The organism is Roseomonas indoligenes (genome assembly GCF_017813365.1).
GTDB classification, from domain to species: domain Bacteria; phylum Pseudomonadota; class Alphaproteobacteria; order Acetobacterales; family Acetobacteraceae; genus Roseomonas; species Roseomonas indoligenes.
In genome coordinates, this window is record NZ_JAGIZA010000045.1 from 1 (window position 1) to 10869 (window position 10869).

General features: G+C 68.3%; 9 protein-coding genes and 1 pseudogene. 5 read left to right on the top strand and 5 right to left on the bottom strand.

Annotated elements, in window-relative coordinates; all coding sequences use genetic code 11:
- Positions 1 to 691: 691 nt before the first annotated feature.
- The 3 genes from J5Y10_RS27325 to J5Y10_RS27335 form a co-directional block, all read right to left on the bottom strand.
- Positions 692 to 1321 carry a PEP-CTERM sorting domain-containing protein gene (locus J5Y10_RS27325; RefSeq protein ID WP_209377307.1) on the bottom strand — a complete coding sequence of 210 codons (630 nt, stop codon included), beginning with the start codon at positions 1319 to 1321 and terminating at the stop codon, positions 692 to 694.
- Between the two features lie 184 nt (positions 1322 to 1505).
- Positions 1506 to 2357: an IclR family transcriptional regulator gene (locus J5Y10_RS27330; protein ID WP_245215161.1), complete on the bottom strand. Its 852-nt coding sequence runs from the start codon at positions 2355 to 2357 to the stop codon at positions 1506 to 1508.
- A gap of 64 nt (positions 2358 to 2421) precedes the next feature.
- Positions 2422 to 3336 (bottom strand): dihydrodipicolinate synthase family protein, encoded by a 915-nt coding sequence (locus J5Y10_RS27335; protein WP_209377308.1) that lies wholly within the window; start codon positions 3334 to 3336, stop codon positions 2422 to 2424.
- Between the two features lie 264 nt (positions 3337 to 3600).
- Here J5Y10_RS27335 and J5Y10_RS27340 point away from each other — a divergent pair, with 264 nt between their 5' ends.
- From J5Y10_RS27340 to J5Y10_RS27360, 5 genes are all read left to right on the top strand, one after another.
- On the top strand, positions 3601 to 5037 hold the full coding sequence (locus J5Y10_RS27340) for an FAD-binding oxidoreductase (RefSeq protein ID WP_209377309.1): 1437 nt from the start codon (positions 3601 to 3603) through the stop codon (positions 5035 to 5037).
- A gap of 22 nt (positions 5038 to 5059) precedes the next feature.
- The gene (locus tag J5Y10_RS27345) at positions 5060 to 6751 is read left to right on the top strand and encodes a dihydroxyacetone kinase family protein (protein ID WP_209377310.1); all 1692 of its coding nucleotides are present in this window, start codon (positions 5060 to 5062) and stop codon (positions 6749 to 6751) included.
- Positions 6752 to 6774: 23 nt separating this feature from the next.
- A complete protein-coding gene (locus J5Y10_RS27350) occupies positions 6775 to 7791 on the top strand; it encodes a Bug family tripartite tricarboxylate transporter substrate binding protein (protein WP_209377311.1) in 1017 nt (338 codons plus the stop codon).
- Between the two features lie 73 nt (positions 7792 to 7864).
- Positions 7865 to 8902 (top strand): tripartite tricarboxylate transporter substrate binding protein, encoded by a 1038-nt coding sequence (locus J5Y10_RS27355; protein ID WP_209377312.1) that lies wholly within the window; start codon positions 7865 to 7867, stop codon positions 8900 to 8902.
- Between the two features lie 55 nt (positions 8903 to 8957).
- Positions 8958 to 9935 carry a Bug family tripartite tricarboxylate transporter substrate binding protein gene (locus J5Y10_RS27360; RefSeq protein WP_209377313.1) on the top strand — a complete coding sequence of 326 codons (978 nt, stop codon included), beginning with the start codon at positions 8958 to 8960 and terminating at the stop codon, positions 9933 to 9935.
- Positions 9936 to 10253: 318 nt separating this feature from the next.
- Here the strand turns inward: J5Y10_RS27360 and J5Y10_RS27365 are convergent, their stop codons facing one another.
- The gene (locus J5Y10_RS27365) at positions 10254 to 10634 is read right to left on the bottom strand and encodes a DUF1003 domain-containing protein (RefSeq protein WP_245215162.1); all 381 of its coding nucleotides are present in this window, start codon (positions 10632 to 10634) and stop codon (positions 10254 to 10256) included.
- 132 nt (positions 10635 to 10766) lie between these two features.
- Positions 10767 to 10869: pseudogene (locus tag J5Y10_RS27370) on the bottom strand (IS5-like element ISRso1 family transposase); the annotation flags it as partial.

The following is a 10869-nucleotide window of genomic DNA, read 5'->3' on the forward strand; positions in this document are numbered from 1 at the left end:
CACCGAACTGCTGCCCTGGAACCTCCAGGGCCTGCCGCTCCGGCTGGATCAGCGCAACGCCGCCTGATCAGCCCCGGGATGCCTGTCCAGCAGTAATCCCGCGGTGTTTGTCAGGCGCATACGTCTATGCGGCGATGGCGTAGAAGAAGCGGGACCTCCTCTCGGAGCGCACCCGGGCGGCGCTGGGAGCCGCACGTGCGCGTGGGGCGGTGCTGGGCGGGGATAGGGGGTGGCCGCCCGGAGCGCCACCCTGTGCGGCTGGTGCCGCCCGAGTGCGCCAGGAGAGAGCGACCCGGACGGCGCATCGGCTCACCCTGGAATTGGAGGCGCTACGGAACGATGGCGTCATGACCCACGCCGGGAAGGCGCGGGCGCTGATGGAGCGGGGAGTGCTGACGTCGCGCGACGGGGCGGTGCGGACCCACACGACGGTGGCGAGGGTCGTTGGGGCGGCTGGGAGTTCAGGTGGCAGTGTGGCTGCGCTTGGCTGAGAGGGGCTGTTAGAGTTGGGTCACTCCAACCTACTCTCGACGCCTGGCGGAACCGTCACGATCCCATCGCAAACAATTTGAGTGCAAGAAGCTGCCCGGCCGAGGGAGATCGGCTGGACAGCCTCCGCACTCTAAGTCTCAGACACGATAGCAGTTGAGGCTAGGCCCCGCTTGGCTTTGCAGCATGCGGGGCCAAGGTCTCAGGCGACCGTCGTGTTGGCAGACTTCTTGGCCCCATGGCGCCGCACGAAGCCGAGGCCCAGCAGACCGGCGCCGAGCAGGGCCATGGAGGCGGGCTCGGGGACCGGCGTGATGGTGCTCGTCGACGAGAAGGTGCCGGAGAACTGGCCGAACTGGTTCGCGGTGAAAGCGTAGAGGCCCGGCGTCGGGTCAAAGCCTTCGAGGCGCGCGATGCCGGAGAAGACGATGTTCGTGATGAAGAGGGCGCCGACAGCCGTGCGCTCCGCACTCACCAGCCCCGTGGCGCTGAAGGACGCACTCCGGTTCAGCGCGCCGAGATCGGAATTGATGCCCGAGAACGCCGTGTAGGGGACGAATGGCGAGAAGGAGCTGTAGGTGAAGTCGTTGAGGTTCGCGCCCTGGCCGTTCACGAAGCCGGCCGTCGAGTAAGAACCCGTGGCGACGTTCAGGGAGCTGTTGCTGAGCGGGGAAATGTTAGAATCCACGATGGTGCAGGCGCCTGCCGTGCAATTCGCAACGCCCGTGAAGCTGAGCGAGCTATCGGCCGAAATAGGCGCGGCATTCGCCGACACAACTGCCCCTAAGAACGCGAACGCACCGATCGCCAAAGTCGTCATCTTACGCGTCATAGTAATTTCCTCGCCCGGGAACAGCAAAATGCTGTCTCGCGACGCTACGCAATGCTGAGGCCATTCTGAATTCTATATGAGCTTCAACGGTTTATTGTTCTGGAACCGAGATTTTCCGGCGTGAGTGTAAGGTTTGCGTGCGCGTCTCTTGGGCCTGACCCTACACCGGTAACTGGCCCGGGCATCAATCGGGGCGGCTTGCACCCGGGCCAGTTGAGGCCGACGCGGCGCTTGGCATAAAGCCCAGCCGAATGGAGATGAGCTGGGCATGCGACATCACCAGGGTCGCGAGGTCCGCGACGCGGTTCAGGGTCACACGACGGGTGTGGCCGCTGACGCTGATGGCAGCGAAGACCTTCCCGGTCGAGTTGCGGATCGGCGCAGCCACGCAGCGGAGCTCCGGCTCGTGCTCGCACTCATCCACCGCAAAACCCCGTGCTCGGATACGGGCCAGCTCTTCGCGTAGAGATGCCGGGGCGGTGATCGTCTCCGACGTGAAGCGGTGCAGGCCGAGGCGGATAATGCGGTCTATGACGGCCTCATCCTGGAAGGCGAGCGTGGCCTTGCCAACCCCTGTGCTGTGGCACGGGGTGGCTTCCATCGTGGTGACCGTGTTGTGCGGGCGGCCGGACCCGTGCTCCGAACGCTCCACGAACACCATTTGGGAGCCGTCGAAGACACAGAGGTGTACCACCTCGCCGCTCATCTTCGAGAGCGTGTCCACGAAGGGGCGCGCCTCCCGGTATAGGGGAAGATTGGTAAGGGCGGTGTTGCCAAGCTCGAACAGCTTGATGCCTAATCGGTAGCGCTCCCGGCTGGCCTCCTGCTCCAGAAAGCCGAGGACGCGAAGGCTATCGACGATGCGGTGGACGGTGGTGCGCGGCATACCCGTTCGCCGGGCCATCTCAACAACCGTCAACTCGCGGTCCTGCGTCGAGAAGCACTCCAGGACGTCAAGCATCTTGAGGAGTGATTTGACGCTCTGGCGGCCCCCGGCCTCCTGGGGCGGTGCCATGGCGGCCATGTCGTCGGGCATCAGCAACGGGTATGCTGCGGCGGGCGGCGGCGCAAGTGAATTCGCCGCCCGCCGCACCCGGGCGTTACTCCGCGGCTGCGCGGACGGAGCTGTTCACGATCTCGAGCAAGTGGCGCAGCGCGGGTTCGATGGCGGCGCGCTGCTTCTCGCTGGCGGCCGGCATCGGGGCGCGGGGAAGTCCTACCGGGCAGCCCTGCATCTCCAGCACGGCCTTTACGCAGGCCGGCAGGTTGTCACCGACGATCGTGTTCCAGAAGCGGAGCATGCGGTCGTGCAGCTGCATGGAATAGGCGTGGTCACCGCGCTGGACCGCATCCCACAGGGCAACGCAGGCAGTCGGCACGGCCGTCGGGTTCGCGGCGATGGTGCCGGGCGATCCCAGGGCAAATGAGGGGTAGAGAAGTGCGTCCACGGCGGTAAAGACGAGCTTGCCATCGGGCACGTCGAGCAGCAGGTCCGCCATCAGTTTCAGATCGCCCTGGCTCTGCTTCACGCCAATCACGCCGGGCAGCTGGCGCATGATGTGCAACAGCTGCGCGGGAGTCAGGTAGTTCCAGGGAATGACATTATAAATGATGACGGGCTGCTTCACGGACTCCGTCAGCGTCTTAAAGTGGCTAAAGGTAGCCTCTTCGCTCGGCTTGAAGAGGTAGTGCACGGGCGTGATTTGCAGCGCGTCGATTGGCAGGTTCTCGACATCGCGGGCACGTAAGATCGCCTCACGGGTGCTGTTCGCGATGATGCCGGCGATCAGGGGGACCCGGCCGGCCACTTCCTCCGCAGCAATTTCCATAAGCAGCTTGAACTCCTCACGGGTCAGGGTGTGGCCTTCCCCCGTGCTGCCGCCGACGCAGATGCCGTGCACGCCCTTGCCGAGGAACCAGCGGATCTGGTTGCGGTAGGCGGTTTCGTCGATCTCACCCTCGGCATTGAAGGGCGTAGTCATGGGCGGAATGATGCCGTGGATCCTGGAAGCCATAAGTCTCCTCCTCATCGCCGGTAATGTCCGGATGGCGGACAAGATGGATCGGGTTGCCTTGGAAGGTCAACGAGGCATTTTGGCTTTGCCGAAAAAGGTGCTGACTTCCACCCGGGCGCGCTCACCAGGCGCTTGACAGACCAGGATCGAATTGCGCAGCTTATGTCCGTAATGCGGACAGATCTGGAACTGGTCCGCGAGGGAAGGGGAGGAGCTGGCCCGCCGCGCCGATCCGGCGCGGAAGCTGGCCCGCAGGGAAACGGGATGATCGCAGAACTCGGTGCCGTGCCGCCGGTGGCGGAAGCCACGCCACCCGCCGCGGGCGCTATCGCCTCTATCCTGCCCGCACTCCGCACCATGCTCGGCGAGCGCCTCTCGACCGGTAACTCCGTTCGCGAGCAGCACGGGCGAGGAGAGGGAGTCCCCGACCTCTTCCCGCCCGATGCGGTTACCTTCCCTGAGAGCAACGAGGAAGTGGCAGCCATCGCGCGCCTCTGCAGTGCGCATCGCGTTCCGATCGTACCCTTCGGGGCGGGCACCTCGCTGGAAGGGCATGTCACCGCCCTTCGCGGCGGGCTCTCCGTGGACCTCTCCCGCATGGACCGTGTGCTGGATGTCTCGCCGGAGGCGCTGGACTGTCGCGTGCAGGCGGGTATGACGCGGCTACGGCTGAACGCCGAGCTCCGCTCCCACGGCCTGTTCTTCCCGATCGACCCCGGCGCCGACGCCTCCATCGGCGGCATGGCCGCTACCCGTGCCTCCGGCACCGCCGCCGTCCGCTACGGCACGATGCGGGAGAACGTGCTGGGCCTAACGGTCGTGACGCCGGACGGCCGCATCGTCCGCATCGGCAGCCGGGCCCGGAAATCCTCGACGGGGCTGGACTTGACGCGGCTCTATGTCGGCTCCGAGGGAACCCTAGGCCTCATCACCGAGGTGCAGCTGCGCCTGCACGGTCTGCCGGAGGCGGTCTCGGCCGCAGTATGCCAGTTCCCGGACGTACGATTGGCCCTCGACGCCACGATCTCCATCCTGCAGGCCGGCATTCCTATGGCGCGGATCGAGTTCGTGAACGCGTTACAGATGCGCATGTGCATCCGCTACTCAAAGCTGGAGGGACTGGCGGAGCAGCCCACGCTGTTCTTGGAGTTCCAGGGCAGCCCCGCTGCGGTCGCGGAGCAGGTGGAGCTGGTGCAGGCGCTCTGCGAGGAGGCGGGGGGAAACGGCTTTCTCTGGGCCAACCGGCCGGAGGAGCGCTCGCGCCTTTGGAAGGCGCGCCACGACACTTACTACGCCAACCTCCACTACCTGCCCGGCAGAAGCCAGATGGGAACGGACGCCTGCGTGCCGATCTCCGCGCTCGCCGAATGCATCCTGGAGACGGAGGCGGACGTGGCCGCCACCGGGCTGCTAGCGCCGCTGGTCGGGCATGTCGGCGATGGCAACTTCCACCTCGGCATCCTCTTCGACCCTACCAGCCCGGAGGAGCGCGCCCGCGCCGACGGCCTCGCCCGCCGCACGGGCGAGCGCGCCATCCGCCTGGGGGGCACCTGCTCCGGCGAGCACGGGATCGGCATGCACAAGCTCGACCTCGCGGCGGAGGAGCACGGCGAGGCGCTGTCGCTCATGTGGGCGGTGAAGAACGCGCTCGACCCGCTCGGCATCATGAACCCGGGCAAGCTGCTGAAGCCGCTGAATTGAACAGACGGAGAGAACGGACGGCATGCGGAAGCTTCTGAACGACCCGCGCGGCGTGGTGCGCGAAATGTTGGAGGGACAGGTGGACCTGAACCCCGGCCAGGCCCTGCTGCGGGACGAGGACGTCGTGGTGCGCGCCAGCCTCCCGGAGCCCGGTGCACGCGGCGTCGCCGTGCTCTCCGGCGGCGGCAGCGGGCACGAGCCGGCCCATGCGGGCTATGTCGGCGCGGGGATGCTGCACGCGGCCGTGGCGGGCGACGTCTTTACCTCGCCGAGCGTGGACGCGGTGCTGGCCGCCATCCGCGCCGCGGCGGGGCCGGCCGGCGCCGTGCTGGTGGTGAAGAACTACACGGGCGACCGCCTGAACTTCGGCCTGGCCGCGGAGCTGGCGCGCGCCGAGGGCATCCCGGCCGAGGTCGTGGTGGTGGCGGACGACGTGGCACTGCGCGACACGGTGGAACCGGCGCGACGGCGCGGCATCGACGGCACGGTACTGGTGCACAAGGTCGCCGGCGCGGCCGCCGCAACCGGATTGCCGCTGGAGGCCGTCGTGGCGGAGGCGCGCGCGGCGGCGACGGCGATCGGCACCATGGGTGTCGCGCTCGGCGCCTGCACCGTGCCCGCCGCCGGGCGGCCCGGCTTCTCGCTCGAGGAGGGCGAGGCGGAGCTCGGTCTCGGCATCCACGGGGAGCAGGGCGTGCGCCGCGTCGCCCTGCGCTCGGCCGATGCGCTGGTGGAGGCGATCCTCGACACGGTCCTGGCCGATGCCTCACTGGGCGCGGGCGAGCGCGTGGCGCTGCTGGTGAACGGGCTGGGCGGCACGCCGCCGATGGAACTGGCCGTGGTCGCCCGCCAGGCGCTCGCCCTGCTGCGCGCGCGCGGGTTGGTGGTGGAGCGTGCCTGGTTCGGCAACCTCCTCACCGCGCTGGAGATGCCCGGCGCCTCGCTGACCGTCATGCGGCTGGACGACGCGCTGCTGGAACGCCTGGATGCGCCGACCGATGCCCCCGCCTGGCCCGGCAGCGGCCGGATCGCGGCGGCCCGGAACCTCGTGGGCACGGCCGCCGCGCCCGTGGTCGAGACTGAACGCCCGGCCACCCCGGGCGGCGAAGCGGTGCGCCGGGCCGTCCTGGCGGCCGCCACCGCGCTGGAGGCCGCCGAGGAGCGGCTGACGGCGCTGGACAGCGCCGCGGGCGATGGCGACCTGGGTATCAGCATGTCGCGCGGCGCGGCCGCCCTGCGGATCCTGCCGGACACGGCCTGGGCCGAGGCGCCGTCAGCGCTCCTGCGCATGGGGGAGGCGCTTCGCCGCGCCATCGCCGGCAGCTCCGGCCCCTTCTATGCCACGGCGCTGCTGCGCGCCGCGCGCGGCCTGCCGGATGCGCCCGGGGCCGGTGACTGGTCTCGCGCCCTGACTGCCGCCGTGGAAGCCATCGCGGAGATGGGCGGCGCCAGGCCGGGCGACCGGACCATGCTGGACGCGCTCCACCCCGCCGCCGAGACCTTCGCGAAGGCGCTGGATGCCGGGCGCGCGCCCGCCGCGGCCTGGGGGGAGGCCGTGCGCGCGGCCCGGGCCGGTGCCGAGGCCACCGCCGTCATGCGCCCGCGCCTCGGCCGGGCCAGCTACCTCGGCGATCGTGCCCTGGGCACGCCCGATGCCGGCGCCGCCGCCGCCGTGATCTGGCTGGATGCCCTCACGCCGCAGTTTGCCGAATGACGCAAGAGAATGAGGAAACATCCATGACGTCCCGCATCCCCGGCCGGCTGGCGCGGCGCGCGCTCGGCCTCGCCGCCGCCGGCCTCGTCGCCGCCACCGGCCTCGCGCAGGCCCAGCCGCAGGGCCAGTCCCCGCCCGCCTCCTACCCCAACCGCCCCATCCGCATCGTCGTGCCCTTCGCCGCGGGCGGCGGCGTGGACACCGTCTCGCGCCCGCTCGCCCAGGCGCTGAGCGGCATCCTCGGCCAGCCCGTGGTGATCGACAACCGGCCGGGCGCCGCGGGGAACATCGGCATGGAGCACGTCGCGGAATCCCCGCCGGACGGCTACACCATCCTGCACTCCAACTCCGGCGTCCTCGTCACCAACCCCATCCTCTACAGCAACACGCGCGCCCGGCCCTCGCGGGACCTGCTCCCGGTCGGGCAGGTCACCACGGACCCTCTGCTCTACATCATCCCAGCCAGCCTACCGGTGAAGGACCTGCGGGAGTTCGTGGCCTATGCCAGGGCGCGGCCGGGGCAGGTGAGCTTCGCCTCCGGCGGCGCCGGCGGCGTCACGCATCTGGTGGGCGAGCTCTTCGCCATCCGCGCTGGGCTGCAGCTTATCCACGTGCCGTATCGCGGCGCCGCGCCCGCACTGACGGACCTCATCGCCGGCCGCGTCCAGCTGATGTTCGACACGCTCGGCCTCGTGCAGTCGCACCAGGGCGCGAATAGCATCCGGTTGCTCGCCGTCGCCACGCCGGAACGCCTCGCGGCCCTGCCCGACATTCCGACTGCCGCCGAAGCGGGGGTGCCTGGGGCCGAAGTGAACAGCTGGCAGGCGCTGATGGCCCCAGCGCGGACCGATCCCGCCATCGTCGCGAAGCTGACGGCGGCGCTGAAGCAGGCCCTCGCCTCGCCGGAGCTGCTGCGGCTCTACGCCGAGCGCGGCTTCCTACCGACCTTCAATCCGCCTGAGGTAGTGCGGGACAATATCGAGAGCGAGACGGCGACCTGGACCGAGGTGATCCGCCAGGCCGAGATCAAGCTGGAATAGCTCGCCCGACTTCCCGCCCGCCGCGCCGGGGCCATCCGGCGACAAGAACAAGAACCAAGGGAGGATGAGAGAGATGATAGTCTTCACCCGTCGCACCGTGCTCACCGCGACGCTCGCCACCGCCGCACCCGCCACCCTGGCGCGGCCGGCGCTCGCCCAGGGCTTTTCCGGCCGCCCGGTTACCCTGGTGGTGCCCTGGGCGCCCGGCGGCGGCACGGACGTGGTGGCGCGCGCCGTGGCGCCCATCCTGTCCGAACGCCTGGGCACCACGGTCACGGTCTACAACCGCCCCGGCGGCAATGGCGTGGTCGGGCACATGGCGGTCCGCAGCGCCCCTCCCGACGGCACCACGGTCGGGCTGATCGTGCCGAACCTGCTGACCGCGCCGCTCTTCGCGCCCTCGCCGCTGACCTGGCAGGACCTGCAGCCAATCGCGCTGCTCAACGTCGATCCCGGCGCGATCACCGTAGCCCGCAACGCGCCGTGGAAGGACCTGGTAGCGCTGGCCGCCGATGCCCGCGCGAGGCCGGAGGCGGTGCGCGTGGCCAATAGCGGCGCCGGCGGCACCTGGCACCTGGTCGCGCTGGAATTCGAGCGCATCGCCGGTGCAAAGCTCACCCATGTCGTCTATGCCGGTGCCGCGCCGGGGCTGCAGGACCTCGCGGCGGGCAACATCGAGGCCACGGCCTTCAGCGCCGTCGAGGCGCGCGGTCAGATCGAGGGCGGCGTAGCCCGCATCCTGGCGGTAACGGCGAAGGACCGGCTTCCGGCCTTCCCGGACGCGCCGACCGCGATCGAGCAGGGCTTTGACATCGACGTCGTTACCTGGCGCGGCCTCGCCGCCCCGCCCGGCACGCCGGAGCCGGTGCTGGCCCGCTGGCGCGACGCCGTGCGCGCGGCCGCCACCGATCCGCGCTTCATCAGCTTCATGGCGCAGCAGAGCTTCGGCATCCGCTACCTCGACACGGCCGAGTTCACGGCGCTGATCCGTGACGAGGACGCGCGTTACCGCCGCTACTTTCAGGGAAAGGGCGCGATGCACCGGAGGGTGCCCGAACGTCATGCACGGCTGCCGGCGATGCTCGTACCGGTCGGACCAATCGGCACTTGAAGCCTTGTGCCACCGGGGGGCGGGGGAGGGCCGGAAATCAAAAATGGAGGAAAGTATGACATTCTACCGCCGCGGGCTGCTGACGCTCAGCGCTGCCGCCGCAGGTGCCACCATCCCGTCGATTGCCCGGGCTCAAAGCTTCCCGAACAGGACGGTTACCATCGTTGTGCCCTTCGCCCCAGGCGGCAACACCGATCTCGTCGGGCGGATCGTCGCCACGTCGCTCGGCAAGGCACTCGGGCAGACCGTCGTCGTCGACAACCGTCCGGGCGCGGGGGGCGCGGTGGGCGCAGGGCAGGTCGCGCGCAGCGCGCCGGACGGGCACACGCTGCTCCTCGCGGGCGGAGGCGTTATCGTTACAGTACCGGAGATGGCGAGCACGCCCTACACCCGCGCTGACTTCGCGCCGCTCAGCTTGGTAAACCGCAGTTCCATGGTACTTCTTGCTCGCAGCAACGACGCGCGCCTCCGCAACTTCGCCGACCTTGCCGCCTATTCCCGGTCGGGAGAGGGGAAGCTCAATGCCGGCCATTCCGGGCCGGGCACGCCGAACCACCTCGCTCTTCTCCAACTCGAGAACCTCCTCGGCACCAAGTTTACCGTCGTCAGCTATCGTGGCTCCGGCCCCGCCCTTAGCGACCTGCTCGGAGGTCAGATCGACGTACACTTTGACCAAGTCACGAGTTCCCTTCAGCATATTCGCTCAGGTGCTCTAAAGGCGCTAGCCGTGCTTGGTCCGACGACTGACCCTGCTTTGCCAGAGGTGAAGACGGTATCGCAGCTCGGATTCGGCGAGATCGATGGCACCACCTATATCGGCCTCCTCGTCTCCTCCCGCACGCCGCCGGATCTGCGCGACCGCTTGGCGGGAGCGATTCGAGAGGCCGTAGCGGACCCGCAAATGGTCAAGAGCGCTCGCGACCTCGGCAGCGAAGCCTATTCGTGCACCCCCGAGGAGTTTGGCCGCATCCTGGAAGCGGAGTACGCTATTTCCAGCCGAGCTGCACGAGATGGGCGGCTTAAGGCGGATTAGGGCTGGAGCATGAGAAGTCCGTTGTGGCATGAGCAGCTCGTAGAGCGGAATGGTGAGCTTCTCGCGACAATAGCGTTCGGGACCAACGCTGCGGTGATCTGCGGTGGGGACGGATGAGCGGGCGGAATGTCCGTAACTGGTAGGCTGGCTGCGGAGCGCGTTGCAGGGACGGGTGCTCAGGTGTCGTTTGCTCGGCTCTCGGCGCCGTCTTGGGGCTGTTCACCACCCATCAACGGTCGTTGGTCGGTGTTGAACAGGGGAGTGGAGGCCGGACGCCGTAGGGATTTGGCAATGTCGGACCCGGCTACTCTCAGGTCGTCAAGTTTTTTCCTGCTGTGCTGCAATCTCGTCGAGCACGGCCTCCGGGGCGATGTCTTTCTGTACTTCTTGCAGCTCAGGATCGGCACTTGCCCTAATATCCATGCGCTCCGCGATCGCTACGACCAGCTCGGAGAGCTTCGTCAGTTCGTGCTCTGCCAGAAGGCTGATCTGCAGATCGAGGTCGGCTCGCTTATCGGCTGCTGCGGCCATGCGGTTCTGACTTATTAATACGAAGGTGGAAAGGAAGATGGCCTCGACAGAGGCTTCCATCGCCAAGATGACGAACGACTCATCGAACTTTGGGATGAACGAGATAAGACCGAGATTGGTCAGGATCCAGGCGCCGTAGACCGCGAGGTGAATGTAGACGAAGGTCATGCTGCCGGTGAAACGAGTGATCGTCTCAGCAATCCGCTCCTGTGGGGTCGCGGCGGCGACCTCTGCGCGGCGGCGATCCTCTAGAGCCTGGATGTTGCGTTTAAGGGAGGCGCTAAGTGACTGTTTGAGAACTCAGCGGTGGGTGATCCTGCGGAGGAGGAGGGCGCCCATGGCGACGTGGATCATGGCCTCGGAGACGTCGAGGCGGCGCTCGTAGTCGCGGACCAAACGGCGC